A 17,263-nucleotide genomic window follows, 5' to 3' on the forward strand; every position below is an offset into this window, starting at 1 on the left:
GTCGTCGAGGCCGAGGTGCGGGCCGGTTCTACGAGGCTCCGCGCGCCGGGAACGCCAACAGCATCAGCGGCCGCGTCGTCGGCGCCGCCGATCCGCCCGCCGGTTCCAGGGTGACCCCGACCCCGGTGGCCGCGCCCACGGGACCGGCCAGCAGCGTCGGAGCGCCAGGCCGGACCGGATCCAGCAGCCCCGCCGGGCGCATGGAACCCGCCGGGTCGGCGAACCACATCTGGTAGACCCGCCCGGCCGGCGGCGAAGGCATCCCGGAGGCCACGAACACCGCCCGGTCCCGGTCCCGGGAGAGGATCACCGTGCCCGTCGCCCCATCGGCCGCGCGGCCGCTGACCAGCCGGGCGTCGGGGGCGGTCAGCACCGCGGTCAGCGCCTCGGCTCCGGCCTGCGCCCGGTGTGCGGACTGCCGGGCGTCGTCGGCCCGCTGGTACTGCCAGGCCGCGACCCCGCCGAGCCCGGCCGCGGCCGCGAGGCAGGCGGCCAGGGCCCAGCGCAGCCAGGGGCGGCGGGCGGGGGGTGACAGCTGAGAAGGGGTCCCGGACTGTGCGGTCCCGGGGTCGGGGGCGCCTTCCGCGCGGATGCGGCCCAGCACCGCCTCGCGGAGCTCCGGCGGCGGCTCCACGGCGACGGCCCGGGCCAGCAGGGCCGCGGTGGCCGCGAAGTCCCGTACCTCCCGGGCACACTCCGGACAGGACTCCAGATGCGCCTCGAAGGCGGTCCGCTCGGCCGGGGTCAGCGCGTCCAGGACGTACGCCCCGGTCTCCTCGTGCACGCTCATCCCCCGCTCACCCCGCTCTCCGCTTCCCGAACCCCTGCCGGCCTCATGTCGAAACGCCGAGACAGGTGCGCAGCCGCAGTAGGCCGTCCCGGAGCCTTGTCTTCACGGTACCCAGCGGCACCGACAACGTCTGCGCCACCTCGCTGCAGGTCAGACCCCGGTAGTAGGCCAGGGTCACCGACTGGCGCTGGATTTCGGTCAGCGAGGACAGGCAGCGCCGGACCCGTTCGCGCTCCTCGTGGTCCATCGCCGCCTCGCTCACCTCGTCGAACTCCGGCAGCGCCGCCTCCAGCCGGGCCGCCCGGCGCTCCCGGTCGGTCGAGGCCTGGACGGACCGGACCCGGTCCACCGCACGGCGGTGGGCCATCGTCAGCACCCAGGTGCGCACCGTGCCCCGGTCGGCCCGGTAGCGCCCGGCGGTGCGCCACACCTCGACCAGCACCTCCTGGGCCACCTCCTCGGCCTGGGCACGGTCGCGCAGCACGGCGTGCGCCACCCCCAGCACGGACCCGCTCACCGCCTCGTACACGCAGACGAACGCAGCCTCGTCCCCCTCGGCGACCCGGCCGAGAAGGACGGACAGGCGCTCGCTCTGCTCGGCCCGCGTCAGGTCGTCCACGACACCGATCCTCCGCGATCCACCGGAGTTCCTCCGTAGCAGCACGCCCCTTCGGCGATTCGTGGCCGTCGTGCCACCGGATCGGCCGAAGTCCGTGTCAATGGACGGGCGGCGGCGGCACCCACCGGCCCGGTCGCGGCGGCTTCACCCCGAAGTCGGGCTTGAGCTCCTCGGGGATCGCGTGGTGCATCACCCGACCGCGGGTCAGCGAGGACAGCTCGAACCCCGCGAGCAGCGAGCCCGCCTTGTCCAGGGCCCACTCGGCGAGCGGACCGCTGTCCTCGATGGTCTCCAGCAGCCCGATGAACACCGGGACCGCCCGCGCCGCCGTGTCCCAGGGGCCGCGCGGGACCTCCAGCCAGCCGGCGAGGGTGTCGCCGACGAGGTAGCGGATCGTCGCGGGCACCAGCGGGTCGAAGAGGGTGCCGGGGACCACGTCCTCGTAGAGCCGCATCAACTGGGCGTTGAGGCGGACGCCCTCGGCGGAGGGGCCGAGGTGGCGGGCGAGGTAGAGGTCGAGGTAGGCGCGGCATTCGGTGAGGGTCGCGGGGACCGAGGACATGTCGCAGCCCAGGACGGCGGCCACGACCCGCCACGCGTAGAAGTACGCCTCGGCGCCCTCCTCGCTCATGTGCACGCCGAGCCGGTGCATGGCGTCCAGCACCAGGAGCGAGAACATGCCGAACCCGGCGATCATGTCCTCCTGGCAGATGGGCAGTCCGTGCCGCTCCACGTCCCAGTGGCCGCCCTCGCGCAGGTGGTGGCGGACCGCCGCGTGCAGCAGGCGCACCTTCTGGGCGGCCGGGATGAACCTGCTGCCCTGCGCGAAGGAGTCGCTGCGCATCAAGTACGTCACGAACTGGCCCGTGTTGGCCATCCGGCGCGAGGGGTACGCGAGCGAGTGCGTCGAGGAGAGCAGCCGTGCCATCCGGGGTACGGCGTAGGTCACGGGCATGGCCGCGAAGGACAGGCCGGTGTTGATGTGGGCCGCGTTGTCCATGAAGAACAGCCGGGCCCGCTCCATGACCTCCCAGTCGACCCAGCCCGGCGGCAGGGCGGTGGCCTCGAAGTAGTCGCGGGCGCTGGCCGGGAGCCGGTCGGGGAGTTCGTCCCCGGCGGTACCGAAGAACCGCATCAGGGTGTTCACGTCGCCCACCTCGCCCCGGCGCAGCAGGGTCGCGACGGTCTCGTCGGCGAGCGGGTCGCCCTGGGTGCTCAGGGCGTCGAGCGCGGCCTCGTCGTAACGGGCGCGCGAAACGGTGGTGTCGGCCGTGTTCACGTACAGGTCGTCCTTCTTCGTGTCGCGGTGGTCGTGGGCTACGGCGTCGTCTTTGCTTCGTCCTCGTGTCGTCCCGCTAGCGCGACCGTTCGGCGGCCGTGTCGGCCAGCTCGCGCAGGGCGGAGCGGGCCTCGGCCGGCATCGGTACGGTGTCCAGCGCGGCGCAGGCCCGGTCGATCCGCTCCCGGATCATGGACTCGACCCGTTCCCGGGCCCCGCAGGACTCCATCAACTCCCTGAGGGACTCCGCCTCTTCCGGCCGCAGGTCCGGGTTGCCGACCAGTTTGGCGAGCAGTGCCCGCGCCTGCGGTCCCGAGGCTTCCAGGGTCAGCGCGAGGAGCGCGGTGGGTTTTGCGTCCCGCAGGTCGTCGGAGTTGGACTTGCCGGTCCTGGCCGGGTCGCCGAAGGTCCCGAGCAGGTCGTCGCGGAGCTGGAAGGCCTCGCCTAGCGGGAGCCCGTAGGAGGAGAAGGCGTCGAAGAGCGCACGGGGCGCGCCGCCGAGGGTGGCGCCGAGCTGGAGCGGCCGCTCCACCGTGTACTTGGCCGTCTTGAAGCGGCAGATCTCCAGGGATTCGGCGACCCGGGGCTCCCTCACGGGACCGGCGGTGCGCAGCACCTCCAGGAACTCTCCCGCCATCGTCTCGCGCAACAGGGTGGTCCAGAGCCCGGCGGTGCGCGCGAGGTAGGCCCCGGGGAGGCCACAGGAGGCGAAGACGTGCCCGGCGTAGCCCATCAGCAGGTCGCCCAGGATCAGCGCGAGCGCGGTGGGGCGCTGCCCCGCGGCGGCGAACGCGGCGTGCGCGGTGAGCTGCCCGTGCCGCATCCGGCTGTCGTCGATGATGTCGTCGTGGGTGCAGGCCGCCGCGTGCACCAGCTCCATCGCGGCGGCGGCCCGCACCACCCCCTCGCAGTCGGGCTGGCCCGCCGCCCGCCAGCCCCAGTACAGGAACGCGGCGCGCAGCCGCTTCCCGCGCGCCAGTGAACGGCGCAACTGCTCGGACAGCGGCGAGAGTTCGGTGTGGAGGTCGAGCAGGGCCCGCTCCTCCTCGTCCACCAGGCCGGTCAGCACCTCGTCCACGCGGGCCTTGAACCCCGCATGGTCGTGGGCGGTGCGGCCGGGGGCGGCGTGGTCAGGCGCGGGGATGGCCGGCCCTCTCGGCGGCCCGGCGGGCCATGGTTTCGAGGTAGTTGTCCATGCCCGGTGCGCCCGCCCGGCGGGTGGCGATCTCCCCGCGCTTGCGCAGCTCCACCACCCCGTCGGTGATCAGCTCCCGCAGGTCGGAGCGGCGCAGGGCGTCCTGCGCCCGGTCCGCGGACTGGCGTAACTGGTCGATGGCGAGATCGGCGGCTCCGGCGGCGAGGAGCGTCAGCAGCTCCAGAGTCGCGGAGGGCCGGTCCGGGTCGGTCTCGGACAAGGCTGGCGTCCTTCCGGCGGGGGCGGCATCGGAAGGGGCGGCCCCCGGATCGCTCCGGGAGCCGCCCCTGATCAACTTCCCCGCCAGTCAATCCAGTACCCGGCCGACCCGGCGGGCCGTCGGGGGAACTTTCCCCCGCGAGGGTGGAAAGGTTCCCACGGGAGGGTGAGGTTCACCGTGTTCGTGGTTCACCGCCGGGCGTCGTCAGATAGGTCATGTGCTGGCCGGGTCATCCGGAGGCGGGTGGACGGCAGATCACTTCCGTCAAGTCACTTCACGGCGGGCAGGGAGGCCGCGATCCCGGCGGCCAGGACGTACGGATCGCCGCTGGGCCGGTCCGGATGGCGGGTGGTGAGCCGCGCCCACCGCTCCTCGAAGGAATGCCAGTCGATGGCCCTCGGCGCCGCCCGCCGCACCAGGGCGTCCTCCAGCGAAGCGAAGTAGGAGGACCACCGGCGCGCGTACAACTCCGATACCAGGCCGCTCCATTCGCGGTTCGCGTAATCGTGCAGGAAGCCGCCCTCGCTGGTGCTCTGCCGTCCCCACACGCTCAGGATCGAGCGGGCGTCGTACTCGTACCGGTCCTGCTCGGCCCGGTCCGACCCGTGCGCGCGGGCCGCCGACAGCCAGGGGCCGAGCAGGAAGTTCGGATCGGAGCCGACCAGCTCGTCCAACTGCTGCTCCCGGTGCGCCCATTCGCCGGTCAGCTCGCGGAACAGGGCCAGGTCCCGGGCCTCGTAGGCCGCCTTGATGCGCGGCAGCAGCACCCGGGAGTGGTTGGCGAGGGCCTGCCGGGCGGTGTCGACCAGGTCGAAGCGGTAGGCGCTGGAGCCGCGCAGCCGCGGATCCACCTTGAGCAGGTGGTCCAGGGCCCGGCGCACCGAACCGGCCGGATAGCGCATGGACTTGGGGCTCCAGTAGGCCGACCCGGTCGCCGTCAGGCTCGGCCGGGCCGAGAACAGGCTGTCCTGGGACTCCGACCACAGCCCCGAAGAGGTGCTGTACGGGCCCTTGCGCAGCTCCTCCCACGCCGCCGAGGCCTGCGCGTCCGGGCGGCCGTAGCGCCGGCCGGCGAACTCGGCGAACCATTTGCGCTGGTCGACCGGGCCCGGCTCCCACGCCAGGTCCGTGAAGAGGTCGAAGGCCGCCGGGTTGGTTCCGGTGGCCTCCGGGAGGTAGGCGGTGCCGGCCAGCGCACTGTCGCTCTTCGCACGCCAGGCCTTGAACCGGTCGATCCAGACCGAGGTGTTCGCACCCGTCGTCGTATGCCCGCCGAAGTTGTAGATCGTGCCCATCGCGTACGGGGCTCCACCCCAACGGGCCTCCCGGTCCAGGCGGTTGTACCGGTCGGACAACCCGTCCAGGATCAGCAGCTTCGAGGTGTCCACCCCGGCGAGGAGTTCCTTGGTCGGATCGTCCTGCCAGCCCAGCACCGCCCACAACGCACCCGGATGCGCCGCCCACAGGGCCTGCTGCACCGCCCCGGCGGCCGCCTTCACATCGACCGAGCCGGTCTGCCCGCCCTCGTGCAGCGGGCTCATCCGGTACATCGCGCTGTCCCCGAACACCGCACGCTGCTCGGCGTAGTAGTCGGCGGCCAGCTTCGCGAAGACCGGGGAGGACGGGTCCAGCCAGTCCGGCCGGTCGAAGCCCGCCCAGTCGCCCTGCGGCACCGTCACCGCGCCCGCGTTGCGCGCGGCGAAGCCCGGCGGCACGGTTCCGAAGTAGCCGGGCAGCACCGGCGTCATGCCCAGGCCGCGCAGCTGCTCGGCGATCCGGCCCCCCAGCTCGGCCCGCCCGCGCATCAGCTGCTCGGTGACCGGGCCGCCGAAGCCGCTCAGGTTCTGCAGCAGCCACCAGCTCTGGTGGCCGGGGCCCGGAATCCACTGCCGCAGCTCTTCGGCGGTGTAGCCGAAGCGCTGGAGCGCCCGGTAGTACGGGTACTCGGCCCCGGCCTGGACGAACACCTCGTTGACGCCGTGCAGGGCGAGCAGGTCGATCTGCCGCTGGTGCTGTTCGAAGGTGCGGTAGGGGCCCGAGTACCCGTCGTCGGTGTCGTTGAGCGCGTACCGGTGCGGTACCTGCGCGCTGCGGGTGACGGGTTCGGGCACCGCGGGCAGTTGGGCGGGCAGCATGCCGATGCTGTCGCCGGGCCAGCCGATGTCCGCGCCGGCGATGTGCTGGAGGTACCAGCCGACCCCGGTCAGCAGGGTGGCGCCGGTGGAACCCCGGACGGTGATCGCGCCGGCGGTCCCGGACACCGTGAAGGTGTCGGCCCCGGCGCCGGTTCCGGGGTCGGGCACCAGGGTGAACTGCCGGGCGTGGTGCGGCAGCAGCCGCTCCAGGGCGGCCCGTGCCGGGGCGGCGTCGAAGGCCCCCGGCCGGGACGTCCCCGGCGCGCGGCCCCGTACGGCATGCGGTGCGGCCGCCTGTGCCGCGGCCAGAGCCGCCGGTGCTGCTGCCGGTACGGGGCCCTCCGGGGCCGTCGCTCCGGGGGCGGCCCCGGCGACCGCGAGGGTGAGCAGGGCTGCGGGCAGCGCGGCCAGGGTGACCCGGCGGCGTGCCCGCCCGGCTCCGCCGGGTCGGGGGATCGGGCCGGACATAGGCGTCGTCCTCGTCTGGATGGTGGTGCGGGGAGGTACGGGGGCTGCGGTCTGCTCGCTCATGGGCGCGGCCCTCAGACCGGCAGGGCCCAGGCCTGGTCGACCCGGTGGTCACCGCAGTCGGCCAGCCGCAGCCGCTCGGCGGGGGCGTCGGGGTCGGCCGGGGCGGCCGCGGGGACGGGAGCGGTCAGGCAGAGCCCGCTCGCGTCCTGGAGCAGGGCTCCGTCGCGGCGGGGCGTCCAGCTCTGCCCCGGCTCGCGCCGCCGGTCGGTGGAGGCGCAGCGGGCCAGCTCCACGAGGCCGTCGGCGCTCGCGGACAGGCACTCGCCCGCCAGGCGCAGGCTGCCGTCCCGGCCCACGGTCCAGCGCTGGTCGGGAGCGCCGGTGCAGGCGCCCATCACCACGGCGCCGACGCCGGTGGTGTTCGCCCCGTCGGCGCAGGCGGCTCCCTGGCGCGAACCCTGCCCGGCGATCTGCCCGGTGGGCACGGCCGGGGCGCAGCCGGCCCGCGGGGTCAGTCGCCAGACGGCGGTGTCGTGCGCGGCCAGCTTGCCGGTCAACGCGTCGGAGACCTCGTGGAGTTCCCCGCTCCACAGGTTCTTCGCGGTGGCGGTGCAGGAGCCCAGCCCGATCTCTTCGAGCGGGACTCGGATGTCGCGGGCGCCGGCGGACCGGTTGAGGACGGCCACGGCGCGGTCCCCGCCGGCGAGCGGGCGCACCAGGATGTCGAAGGTGGAGTTCGAGGAGACCACCGCGCCCTGACGGCCCATCGGGTCCTGGTCCAGCGCGATCACATCGGTGTTGCCGAGGGCGGCGAGCCCGTCCGCGCCGATCTCGGATACCTGCGAGGAGAGGATGAACGGCGCGGCCATCATGGCCCACAGGCCGACCTGGCTGCGGCTCTCCGCCGCCGTGAGCCCGGGGGCGCCGGCGATCAGGAAGTCGGGGTCGTTCCAGTTGCCGGGGCCCGCGTACCGGCCGAGCCAGCGGTTGTACCCGTAGTTGCCCATGACCGAGCTCCACCGGGAGGTGTCCGGCGCGGCGGGCTTGAACACCTTGATGTCCTTGCCCTCACGCCACAGCTGACCGGTCTCGCCGACCCAGTCGATCACCTTGTGCCAGTCGGAGCCGCCCCATTCGCCCTGCTGGAAGTAGGCGGGCGCGGACGCGGAGAGCACCATGTTCCGGCCGCTGTCGCGCAGCGCCCCGGCGACGGAGTTGTAGGCGTCCCGGTAGGCCTGCTCCTTGGTCCGGCCCGGGGGCACCCACAGGTTGCAGCCGTCCATCTTGACGTAGTCGACCTCCCAGGAGGCGAACTGCCGGACGTCGCGGGCGTAGTGGTCCGGCCCGCCGCCGTCCGGGGAGCCGCTGCCGGGGTAGCGCTCGCAGGTGAGGTGGCCGACGTCCTGGTAGATGCCGAACTTCAGCTTCCTGGCGTGCAGGTACTCGCCCAGCCAGGCCATGCCGTGCGGGAACTTCTCCGTGTCGACGACGAGATCGCCGTTTGCGTCCCGGTTCCTGGTCATCCAGCAGTCGTCGACGGTGACCGTGTCGTAGCCCTTGGCGGCGAGGCCGGTGGAGACGAGCGCGTTCGCGTTCGCCACGACCTTGGCCTCGTCGATGTCGCACATGTAGTGGGCCCAGTTGTTCCAACCCATGGGCGGGGTGAGTGCGAGCGGGGTGTCCGAGGTCGCGGTCGGCTCGGCCGTCGCCGGAGCGGGGGAGAGCGCGAGGGCGAGCAGGGCGGCCGCGGTCAGGCAGGGGATCGACGCACGCAGACGAGGCGGCACGGAGTCTCCTTGACGTGGGGGACGTGGGGCTGTGGCGCGCTCAGTGCAGCGGTGTGACTACCCGCTGTCAACATAAGTCGAGGGTTGTCGATGGATGACCAGCAATATGGGTGTAGTAGGCGTCACACGAAGGGGTTGATGCGCCGTACGTGACGCCGTACGTGACCTCGTACGTGACGCAGTACGTGACGTCGTACGTGACGTCGTACGTGTCCATGTACCTGACGCTGTATGTGTCGATGGCTGATACGATGTATCTCATGCCGAGAAGATCAGCCGCCCTGGACCGCGCGACCCCTGGGACGATCGCCGCCGCCGCCCTGCGCATCCTCGATGAGCAGGGCCCCGCCGCGCTCAGTTTCCGCGCCCTCGCCGACCGGCTGGACGTCTCGCACGCCACCGTTCAGCGCCGCTGCACCGACCTCGCCGGGCTGCTCGACCTCTGCACCGAGCACCTGGCCGCCCAGCTGCCCGAGATTCCCGCGGGCACCGGCTGGGCGGAGGCCACCGAGCAGCGGTTCAGCGCCCTCTACCGGCTGCTCGCGGCCCACCCCGGGCTGCTGATCCTGCGCGGCGGCCGGCCCTGGCTCGGGCGGCAGCTGCTGGCGCGGCTCGTCGAGCCCGCGCTCGCCGACAGCGTCGCCGCCGGGATGAGCCCCGGCGAAGCGATGACCGTCTACCGCCGGATGTACCTGCTGACCCTCGGCAGCGCCGCCTTCGTCGACCACCGGGATCCGGCGGGGGCCACCGCCGCCTCGCGGGGGGCGCTGGCCGCCCTGGACCCCGCGGAGTTCCCCGTGCTCTCGGGCGGCCTGGCCGACGTACTGCCCGCCCTCACCGACCACGAGGTGTACTACGGCGCCCTGCGCCAGCTGATCGAGGCGGCCCGGCCCATCCGATAGAGGAGTGAGTTCATGGAACAGCAGCTCGACGCAGTGGCGCCCGCCGCGAGGCCGCCCGCCGCGATGCCGCTCGACGCGATGCCGCTCGACTACGCCGCCGTACGCGCGGCCGCCGAGCGGATCGCCGGAGCGGTACGGCCCGTCGCGGTGATACCGGCGGGCGGGGGGATCTCGTACGCCCTGGAGCACCTCCAGCACACCGGCTCCTTCAAGGCCCGCGGTGCCCGCAACTTCCTCGCCGCCCACCGCACCGCCGGGACCCTCCCCGCCGCCGGGGTCACCATCGCCTCCGGCGGCAACGCCGGCCTCGCCTGCGCCTGGGCGGCCCGCGCCGAATCCGTGCCCGCCACCGTGTTCCTGCCGGCCACCGCCCCGCGCGTGAAGGTGGAGCGGCTGCGGGGCTACGGGGCCGACGTACGGCTCGTGGGCGACCGGTACGCCGAAGCCCTCGACGCCTGCCGGGAGTTCGCCGCCGCGAGCGGGGCGCTGTCCAGCCACGCGTACGACCACCCGCTCATCGCGGCGGGCGCCGGAACCCTGCTCGACGAGATCCTCGCCGCCCTGCCCGGCCTGGACACGGTCGTGGTCGCGGTCGGCGGCGGCGGACTGTTCGCCGGGATCGCCACCGCCGCGCGGGAACACGGCGTACGGGTGATCGCGGCCGAGCCCGAGAACTGCCGAGCCCTGAACGCGGCACTCGAAGCGGGCCGGCTCGTCGACGTCCCCGTCGACTCGGTGGCCGCCGACTCGCTGGGGGCCACCCGGGTCTCCGCCGACGCGCTGGCCGCCGCACAGCGGGAGAACGCGGAGTCCGTCCTGGTCCCGGACTCGGCGATCGTCGAAGCCCGACGTGCGCTGTGGGAGGAGCACCGCATCGTGGTCGAGGCGGCCGCCGCCACCGCCCTGGCGGCGCTGCGCGTGGCTCCGCGGCCGCCGGGGGAGCGGGTAGCGGTGGTGCTGTGCGGCGCGAACACCGATCCGGGAGATCTGGGGCGCGCGGCTTCCTGAGGCCGAGGCCGAGGCGACGGTCCGGGGCCGGGTCCGGGGCCGGGTCCGGACCGTCGCGGGGCCGTGTAGGCCCGAGTGGGCACGCGTAGCCCCGCTTGCGCCCGCGGCGCTCAGGCGGAGGCGTCCTCGCGGACCACGACGACCGTGCTCGCCGCGTACTGGACCACCTGCTGGCTCACCGAACCGAGCAGCGCGCCCTTGATACCGCCGTAGCCGCGGGTCCCGACGACCGTCAGCGCCGCCTCCTTCGAGGCCTCGACCAGCACCTGCGCGGGCGAGCCCTGCTCCACCCGGCGGAAGACCGGAACACCCGGGGACGTGCCGACCGCTTCCGCCACCGTGTCGGCGAGCTTCTGCCGGGCGGCGTCCTCGGCGTGCACCAGCTCGTCCTGCTCGGTGGTGCTGACGCCGAAGGGGTTCGTGTTCCACTCCCAGCTCATGACGGCGTGCACCCGGCCGCTGATGGCCTTGGCCTGGCCGACGGCCCAGCGCAGGGCCTGCTTGGAGTGGTTCGAACCGTCCACGCCGACGACGATCAGGGGCTCGGTGTTCTGGCTCACGGTGGTTCCTCACAGTTCGTCCGAATGATCGTTCCTATCCTGTATACACGCCTCACCCCCGCTGACCTCGAACGACGATCGTTGCGCGAACCCGAGACTTTGGAGGACAGCGCCCGCCGCCCCGCTTTGCGAGAGTCGTGGGGACAGTTCGCAACAGTGCGGTGGATCGTGGACATACGGAGGACCAGGACGTGGCGCGACGCAATGGATGCCTGATCGGCTGCCTGGTGGCGGTGGTCCTGGGGATAGGACTGCTCGTCCTGCTGCTCTTCGGCATCGGCAAGGCCGTCGACGTGGCGGACAAGACCCTGGTCGACCCCAAGGTGTACGAGGCCGTGAAGGCCGGCGACCCCGCGAGCGAGGTCCGGGCGAAGCTGCCCTCCGGCGAGACCTTCGTCAAGGAGGCCCTCAAGGACGGCGGCCCCGCCGTGCCCGCGGGAGCCGAGTGCTCCTGGTACCTGTCGACCGCCGGTGACAGCGACACCGTGTTCCGGTTCTGCTTCAAGGACGGCAAGCTCGCCGAGAAGGCCGACTACCGCCTCAAGTAGGGCCTTCGGTCCCTGCCCGGCGGCCCCGGGCGAGGCCCTCGTGCGGCCACCCGTGTGGGACACCGATCCGGTACTGGCGCTGGTACGGGCGGGGCGCAGCTGCTGGTCATGGGATCGCGCGGACTCGGCGGCGGCTGTCCGCCGGGCATCGCCGGGGGCGAGGCCACCGAAGCGGCCCGGAACTCGGCGAGAACCAGCGCACCCGGCTCCAGCCGTTCCTCACTCGGCACTACCCCGGCGTCACCGTCGAAGCGGTGGTCGCCCCGGGCGATCCCGCGGGCCGTCTGGTCACCGCCTCCCAGCGGGCGGACCTGATCGTGGTGGGCCGCCACCGGCGCCGTCTGCGGGCGGGCTCCCTCCTGATGGGCTCGGTGTCCAACGCCGTTCTGCTGCACGCCCTGTGCCCGGTGGCGGTGGTCCCCGTAGGTGCTGAGGACCCGTCGGTCCCCACCCCCGGGGGGCGAGCGGGACCAGGGCGCCGGATAGCCTCGGTCGCATGTCGCAGCCCATACAACTCGTCATCCTGATCAGCACCCTTCCGGGCCGGGGCCGGGAACAGGTCGCCGCTTTCGAGAGGCTCGCGCCGGTCGTGCGGGCCGAAGAGGGGTGCCTGCGTTACGACATGCACCAGGTGAGCGGTGACCCCGACCGGTTCGTCCTCATCGAGCGGTGGTCCTCGAAGGAGGCACTCGCCGCCCACGACGCCACCCCGCACATGATCGAGGCCGATGCCGCGAGCCCGGCGTTCCGCGCCGGCCCGGCCGAGGTCATCGAGCTCACCGCCGACCCGCTGGCCTAGCCTCTTGTAGCCCGCCGGGCCCCCGCCACCATCGGCGCGAGCCGGGCGGCGGTGCTCGCCGGGAGGCGGGCGGACTCGGCGTCGATCCAGTCGAGTACGGCCGCCTGCCGGGCCGTGTCGCACAGCGACAGGTGGAACATCAGGTGCCGCCACGCGCGGGCCGCCTTCTTCGGCGTGGCCGACCGCCGGCGCGCGGCCGTGAACGCCCCACGGGCGAGGGCGTCCCACCCGGCCCGCGGGGTGACTCCGACCTCGTGGACGAGCGGGGCGAGGTTGAAGGTGGTCAGGGTCATGGCCTGCTCGATCACGACCGGGTCGGAGACCAGCGGCATGAAGGTCGGCTTGAGGGCCTGCGGCCGTCCCGGCCCCGGCGGTCCCGCCCGCTCGACGCACAGCCGCCCGAAGCCCTCCCGGTCGTCGGCCTCGGCCATGTCCCGTACGGCCGCGTAGTCGATCCCGTAGTAGCGCTCGTACGGGGTCCCGCGCAGCAGGTCGGCGGCCACCCGGGCGGCGGGCATCAACTTCCCGGTCACGGTCCGGGTGTAGTTGTCGGCGAAGGGCTCCAGGAAGAACGAGGCCTGGATGCCTGCCTCTTGGGCCAGTTCGACCAGCTGCTGGATCAGCCGCGAGCTCGGGTCGGAGCCCGGGAAGGCCTCCAGCGCGAGGAAGGCGAGCCTTCGCAGCGCCGCGTGCGCCGGTTCCCGTACGTGCGTCGGTGAGACGGCGCGGATCCAGGGCAGGTCCGGGTACCGGGCGAACCGGCGAAGGTAGGGATTGAACCGGCGGCTGCCCTGGTACAGCTCCGTCAGCAGCGTGCGCAGCGGTCCGTCGAGAACCTCGGGGTGCCAGGCGAGGGCCAGGTCGGCGCCGAGGTACTGGGGTGCCAGCTCGGCGAGCGGCTCCGCCGAGGTGACGACTCCGCACGCCAGGAGCGTCTCCGGGGGAGCGCTGAGCGCGGCGGTGACGACCGCGCGCACGGCGGGCGGCACCGCGGTCCCGCTCGTGAGCCCGGTCTGCCCTGCCTCCTCGACGGTCACCGGGCCGAGCACCGCGTCCGGGTCGGCCAGCCCGGAGTCCGGGTCCAGCGGGGCCAGTCGGTCCCGTACCAGCGCCGCCAGTTCGCTGTGCGCGGGCTGCGCCGCCTGCCGGGCCTGGGCCAGCCGCAGCCGGGTGTGCTCGGGGGAACCGGGGCGGCCGCGCCTGGCGACCATCGAGGCCACGCAGCTGCGTAGCAACCCGGTGAGGTGGGGCGGAAGTTCACGGCCCGCGGCGGATTCCGACAGGGCGCGCAGCAGGACGGCGGTGTTGGACTTGGGGTCGCGGTGGCGTCCCGTCAGCGGGTGCGCCGCGGTGAGGGCCTCGTACCGCTCCAGCAGGGCCGCGCCCTGCGTGCGCGCGAGGTCGGCCGGGGCGGGACCCGAGGAAGCGGAGCTGGTGTCCGCCTGGCGGAGCCAGTACGCGAGCAGTTCGTCCTCGAAGGGCCGCCACACGGTCAGCGCCTCGTGCTGCGCCGCGACGGCGGCGTTCGGCCGACGCTGTGCGAGCAGCCGGGCCGCCTCGCCGGTGGTCCGGACGTGCGCCGAGCCGGTTCCGGCGGCAGGGCGGTCGGTGGGGTGCGGGGCGAAGGGGATGCGGTCGGCGAACGGCTCCAGGAGGGCGACCAGTTCGGCGGCCGCGTCGAGCTCCCCCTCCCGCACCAGCCAGGCCACGCACAGCAGTGCGGCCTCTTCGGGCGCGTGCAGCTCGTACCGGCCGCTGTCCAGGAGCGACCAGAGCCGGGCGATACCGGGTCCGGTCAGGCTGTACGCGAAGAGGGCGCGCCGGTTCTCCGGTACGCCGGCCAGCCGCGCGGCCTCGCGCTCGTGGGGCTGGAGCACGGGGCGGTAATGGCGGTAGTCGGCCCACTCGGTTCGCTGCGTCGTGTCCTCGTTCATAGCCGGCGTGGCAGGTCCTGCCCCTGCGCCCTCCGACTTTGCAAGTCGGTGCTCTGGCTGCTGAGCTACACGCCGTGCGAGGAACCTAACCGGCCAGGGGCGGCGGGGCCAAGGCCTTTCGGGGCCGTGGCCCCGCCGCCCCTGGCCGTTGCCCGCGGGGGCGGGCCGCCGGTCTTCAGTCCGGGAGGCGCTCGCCCGTGGTTTCGTGGAAGAGGTGCAGGTCGTCCTGGCGGGGGATGACGCGGATGGTCTTGCCGCGCAGGCCCTCTTCGCGACCGTACGTCCGTACGGTCAGGGGCTGGGTGCCGCCGTTGCCCAGGTCGAGGTTGCCGTACGCGAAGCCGTCCGCGCCGAGTTCCTCCACCGAGTAGAAGGTGACCGGCAGGCCCTTGTCGCTGTGTGCGGCGTGGAAGTCCAGGTGCTCGGGGCGGATGCCCAGGGTGACACTGTTCCCGCCGGCCGCCTCGCGGGCCGCCCGGCTGATCTTGACGGTGGAGCCGCCGAAGCGGATGCCCTCCTCGTGCAGCGGCACGGACAGCAGGTTCATCGCGGGGGAGCCGATGAACCCGGCCACGAACTTGTTCGCCGGGCGGTCGTACATCGTGCGCGGGGAGTCGCACTGCTGGAGGATGCCGTCCGCGAGGACCGCGACGCGGTCGCCCATCGTCATGGCCTCGACCTGGTCGTGGGTGACGTAGACGGTGGTGGTGCCCAGTCGCCGCTGGAGGTTGGCGATCTCGGCACGGGTCTGTACGCGGAGCTTGGCGTCCAGGTTGGAGAGCGGCTCGTCCATCAGGAAGGCCTGCGGCTCGCGGACGATCGCGCGGCCCATGGCGACGCGCTGGCGCTGGCCGCCGGAGAGGGCCTTGGGCTTGCGGTCGAGGTACTCGGTGAGGCCGAGGATCTTCGCCGCCTCCTCGACCTTCTTGCGGATCGTGTCCTTGTCCACCTTGGCGATCTTCAGGGCGAAGCCCATGTTCTGAGCGACCGACATGTGGGGGTAGAGCGCGTAGTTCTGGAACACCATCGAGATGTCCCGGTCCTTGGGCGGCAGGTGCGTGACATCGCGGCCGCCGATGGAGATGGAGCCGGACGTGACCTCTTCGAGCCCGGCCAGCATCCGCAGGGTGGTGGACTTTCCGCAGCCCGACGGGCCGACGAGGACGAGGAACTCCCCGTCCGCGATGTCGAGGTCCAGCGACTTGACCGTGGGTCGGTCGGCGCCGGGGTAGGTGAGGCTCGTCTGCCGGAACCTGATCTCAGCCATGACTGTCAATCCCTTTCACCGGCGGTACGTGCCGGGCGATCCGTGTGGGCGGGGTTGGCAGGAGGGGTGAGGAGGGGTAATCCGCTTTCGCTCGCTGCGGGCGGGATAAAGCGCATTAGTGCAAGTTTTCGTGAACCAGCGATAAGAAGTCAACCTCTGACGGCGCGGCATGTTCGTTATCGAATCGAGATCATGCCGGATCCGTTTGGGACTAAAGCGCATCAGTGCAGGTCAATGCCGTCTTGACGGAGTGACTTTCGGACTGTTAGCCCCCCGCCTGTCGTAATTCAGGACGTACGGGTACCCGCCTCCCGGGACTTTGGTCACATTGACGGAATCTTCATTTCGGGTGAGTTTGGGCCCAGCGCTCCGGCGACGAGGCCGGAACTCCCCCTGAAGGCGGCGACGATGACCCGTAGGAACGTGACCCGTATTGCCCTCACCACGCTCGTGGCCGGTACTTTCTTCGCGACCTCCGCATGCGGCATGAGTGGTGGCGCCGGGGACGTGAAGGAGGGGGAGAAGACCGGCAAAGTGGCCGGTCAGATCACGTTCCGCACCCTCCAGCTGAAGCCCGTGTTCACCTCGTACGTCCAGGGCGTCATCGACGCGTTCGAGAAGCAGTACCCGGACGCGAAGGTCAAGTGGGAGGACGTGCCGGGGGACGGCTACAACGAGAAGATCGTCGCCGACGCGCAGGCCGGGGCCCTGCCCGACGTGGTCAACCTCTCCACCGACTCCTTCCAACTCCTCGGCGACCGCGGAATGCTGGCCGACGTCGCCAAACTCGACCCCGAGGTCGCCAAGGACTACGTCCCGGGCGCCTGGGAGCAGTTCAAGCTGCCCGGCAAGGGCGACAGCGTGTTCGCGTACCCCTGGTACGTGACCCCGGAGATCCTCACGTACAACAAGGACCTCTTCGAGAAGGCCGGTCTCGATCCGGCGAAGCCGCCGACGAGCGTCGAGCAGTTCTTCGACTGTGCCGAGCAGATCGCCGCCAAGTCCGGTGGCAAGTACTCCGCCTTCATGGCCGACCCCAAGGGCCGGCTCCCCGGGGACTGGCAGAAGATGGGCGTGCCGATCCTCAACGAGAAGCAGGACCGGTTCACCTTCGACACCGACACGGCTGTCGCGTGGGTCGAGCGGATGAAGGACCTGTACGACAAGGGCGCCATGCCCAAGGAGTCCCTGCTCAAGCAGGACGACATCAGTCAGCTCTACGGCGGCGGCAAGCTCGTCTTCGGCCCCGGTTCCCCGGGTTTCGTCAAGGACATCAAGCAGAACGCCCCGCAGATCTACGCCGACACCCTGGTCGCGAACGCAGTCACCGGGAAGCTCGGCCACATCGGCATCTACGCCCAGTCCCTCGGCATCAAGAAGGACACCAAGCACATGGACGCGGCGACCGAGTTCGCCAAGTGGGTCACCAACGGGCCCAACCAGGTGGAGTTCTCCAAGAAGGCCACCATCTACCCGTCGAACGCCATCGGCCTGGCCGACCCGCACTTCTCCGACAAGGGCGACGGCAAGGACGCGGAGACGCTGGCCCGCGCGGTCGGTGCCGAACAGCTCAAGGGCGCCGCGCTCGACGCCAACACCCCCGTCCAGTGGACCAACCAGGTCGGAGACGCGGTCGTGCGCGAGATGCAGAAGGCCATCAAGGGCGAGCAGGACGCCAGGACCGCGGTGAAGAAGGCCCAGGAGGAGGCCAACAAGCTGCTCGCGAAGACGGCTCAGAAGTGAGGGGGG

General features: G+C 72.4%; 16 protein-coding genes and 1 tRNA gene. 6 read left to right on the top strand and 11 right to left on the bottom strand.

What is annotated here, in order from left to right; translation table 11 throughout:
- Window positions 1-28: 28 nt before the first annotated feature.
- From OG490_RS31570 to OG490_RS31600, 7 genes are all read right to left on the bottom strand, one after another.
- Window positions 29-790 carry an anti-sigma factor gene (locus tag OG490_RS31570; protein ID WP_330299674.1) on the bottom strand — a complete coding sequence of 254 codons (762 nt, stop codon included), beginning with the start codon at window positions 788-790 and terminating at the stop codon, window positions 29-31.
- A gap of 43 nt (window positions 791-833) precedes the next feature.
- Window positions 834-1,409, bottom strand: a complete 576-nt coding sequence (gene sigK / locus OG490_RS31575) for an ECF RNA polymerase sigma factor SigK (protein ID WP_330299675.1) — start codon at window positions 1,407-1,409, stop codon at window positions 834-836.
- 97 nt (window positions 1,410-1,506) lie between these two features.
- A complete protein-coding gene (locus OG490_RS31580; RefSeq protein ID WP_330299676.1) occupies window positions 1,507-2,688 on the bottom strand; it encodes an oxygenase MpaB family protein in 1,182 nt (393 codons plus the stop codon).
- 76 nt (window positions 2,689-2,764) lie between these two features.
- Window positions 2,765-3,766 (bottom strand): polyprenyl synthetase family protein, encoded by a 1,002-nt coding sequence (locus OG490_RS31585; protein WP_330299677.1) that lies wholly within the window; start codon window positions 3,764-3,766, stop codon window positions 2,765-2,767.
- A 52-nt stretch (window positions 3,767-3,818) separates the two neighbouring features.
- Window positions 3,819-4,103, bottom strand: a complete 285-nt coding sequence (locus OG490_RS31590) for a hypothetical protein (protein ID WP_330299678.1) — start codon at window positions 4,101-4,103, stop codon at window positions 3,819-3,821.
- A gap of 269 nt (window positions 4,104-4,372) precedes the next feature.
- Window positions 4,373-6,769: an alpha-N-acetylglucosaminidase gene (locus OG490_RS31595; RefSeq protein ID WP_330299679.1), complete on the bottom strand. Its 2,397-nt coding sequence runs from the start codon at window positions 6,767-6,769 to the stop codon at window positions 4,373-4,375.
- Window positions 6,770-6,780: 11 nt separating this feature from the next.
- The gene (locus OG490_RS31600; RefSeq protein WP_330299680.1) at window positions 6,781-8,496 is read right to left on the bottom strand and encodes a ricin-type beta-trefoil lectin domain protein; all 1,716 of its coding nucleotides are present in this window, start codon (window positions 8,494-8,496) and stop codon (window positions 6,781-6,783) included.
- A gap of 260 nt (window positions 8,497-8,756) precedes the next feature.
- Here OG490_RS31600 and OG490_RS31605 point away from each other — a divergent pair, with 260 nt between their 5' ends.
- Window positions 8,757-9,398 carry a TetR/AcrR family transcriptional regulator gene (locus OG490_RS31605; protein ID WP_330299681.1) on the top strand — a complete coding sequence of 214 codons (642 nt, stop codon included), beginning with the start codon at window positions 8,757-8,759 and terminating at the stop codon, window positions 9,396-9,398.
- A 63-nt stretch (window positions 9,399-9,461) separates the two neighbouring features.
- Entirely contained in the window at window positions 9,462-10,406 is a 945-nt protein-coding gene (locus OG490_RS31610; protein ID WP_330301142.1) for a serine/threonine dehydratase, read from the top strand.
- Between the two features lie 110 nt (window positions 10,407-10,516).
- Here OG490_RS31610 and OG490_RS31615 read toward each other — a convergent pair whose 3' ends face one another.
- Entirely contained in the window at window positions 10,517-10,966 is a 450-nt protein-coding gene (locus OG490_RS31615; protein ID WP_330299682.1) for a universal stress protein, read from the bottom strand.
- Window positions 10,967-11,157: 191 nt separating this feature from the next.
- Here OG490_RS31615 and OG490_RS31620 point away from each other — a divergent pair, with 191 nt between their 5' ends.
- From OG490_RS31620 to OG490_RS31630, 3 genes are all read left to right on the top strand, one after another.
- Window positions 11,158-11,514, top strand: a complete 357-nt coding sequence (locus OG490_RS31620) for a hypothetical protein (RefSeq protein WP_330299683.1) — start codon at window positions 11,158-11,160, stop codon at window positions 11,512-11,514.
- A 134-nt stretch (window positions 11,515-11,648) separates the two neighbouring features.
- Window positions 11,649-12,041 (top strand): universal stress protein, encoded by a 393-nt coding sequence (locus OG490_RS39250; RefSeq protein WP_443065997.1) that lies wholly within the window; start codon window positions 11,649-11,651, stop codon window positions 12,039-12,041.
- A complete protein-coding gene (locus OG490_RS31630; protein WP_330299684.1) occupies window positions 12,011-12,313 on the top strand; it encodes a putative quinol monooxygenase in 303 nt (100 codons plus the stop codon). The genes OG490_RS39250 and OG490_RS31630 overlap by 31 nt, the downstream gene beginning before the upstream one ends.
- Here OG490_RS31630 and OG490_RS31635 read toward each other — a convergent pair.
- The 3 genes from OG490_RS31635 to OG490_RS31645 all read right to left on the bottom strand — a co-directional run bounded on the left by OG490_RS31635 (window position 12,310) and on the right by OG490_RS31645 (window position 15,514).
- Window positions 12,310-14,247 (bottom strand): hypothetical protein, encoded by a 1,938-nt coding sequence (locus OG490_RS31635; RefSeq protein WP_330299685.1) that lies wholly within the window; start codon window positions 14,245-14,247, stop codon window positions 12,310-12,312. The genes OG490_RS31630 and OG490_RS31635 overlap by 4 nt on opposite strands.
- Before the next feature lie 2 nt (window positions 14,248-14,249).
- Window positions 14,250-14,322, bottom strand: a tRNA-Cys gene (locus OG490_RS31640).
- Window positions 14,323-14,422: 100 nt separating this feature from the next.
- Window positions 14,423-15,514 carry an ABC transporter ATP-binding protein gene (locus OG490_RS31645; protein ID WP_330299686.1) on the bottom strand — a complete coding sequence of 364 codons (1,092 nt, stop codon included), beginning with the start codon at window positions 15,512-15,514 and terminating at the stop codon, window positions 14,423-14,425.
- 408 nt (window positions 15,515-15,922) lie between these two features.
- Between OG490_RS31645 and OG490_RS31650 the strand changes: the two genes are divergently transcribed.
- Entirely contained in the window at window positions 15,923-17,257 is a 1,335-nt protein-coding gene (locus OG490_RS31650; protein WP_330299687.1) for an ABC transporter substrate-binding protein, read from the top strand.
- The last annotated feature ends 6 nt before the right edge of the window (window positions 17,258-17,263 follow it).

This window comes from Streptomyces sp. NBC_00503 (genome assembly GCF_036346895.1).
GTDB lineage: Bacteria > Actinomycetota > Actinomycetes > Streptomycetales > Streptomycetaceae > Streptomyces.

Bases quoted from the DNA above. Each gene is read 5' to 3' on its own strand.
- OG490_RS31570 (WP_330299674.1), bottom strand. From the start codon at position 790: ATGAGCGTGCACGAGGAGACCGGGGCGTACGTCCTGGACGCGCTGACC.
- OG490_RS31595 (WP_330299679.1), bottom strand. From the start codon at position 6,769: ATGAGCGAGCAGACCGCAGCCCCCGTACCTCCCCGCACCACCATCCAG.
- OG490_RS31605 (WP_330299681.1), top strand. From the start codon at position 8,757: ATGCCGAGAAGATCAGCCGCCCTGGACCGCGCGACCCCTGGGACGATC.
- OG490_RS31610 (WP_330301142.1), top strand. From the start codon at position 9,462: ATGCCGCTCGACGCGATGCCGCTCGACTACGCCGCCGTACGCGCGGCC.
- OG490_RS31630 (WP_330299684.1), top strand. From the start codon at position 12,011: ATGTCGCAGCCCATACAACTCGTCATCCTGATCAGCACCCTTCCGGGC.
- OG490_RS31635 (WP_330299685.1), bottom strand. From the start codon at position 14,247: ATGAACGAGGACACGACGCAGCGAACCGAGTGGGCCGACTACCGCCAT.
- OG490_RS31645 (WP_330299686.1), bottom strand. From the start codon at position 15,514: ATGGCTGAGATCAGGTTCCGGCAGACGAGCCTCACCTACCCCGGCGCC.
- OG490_RS31650 (WP_330299687.1), top strand. From the start codon at position 15,923: ATGACCCGTAGGAACGTGACCCGTATTGCCCTCACCACGCTCGTGGCC.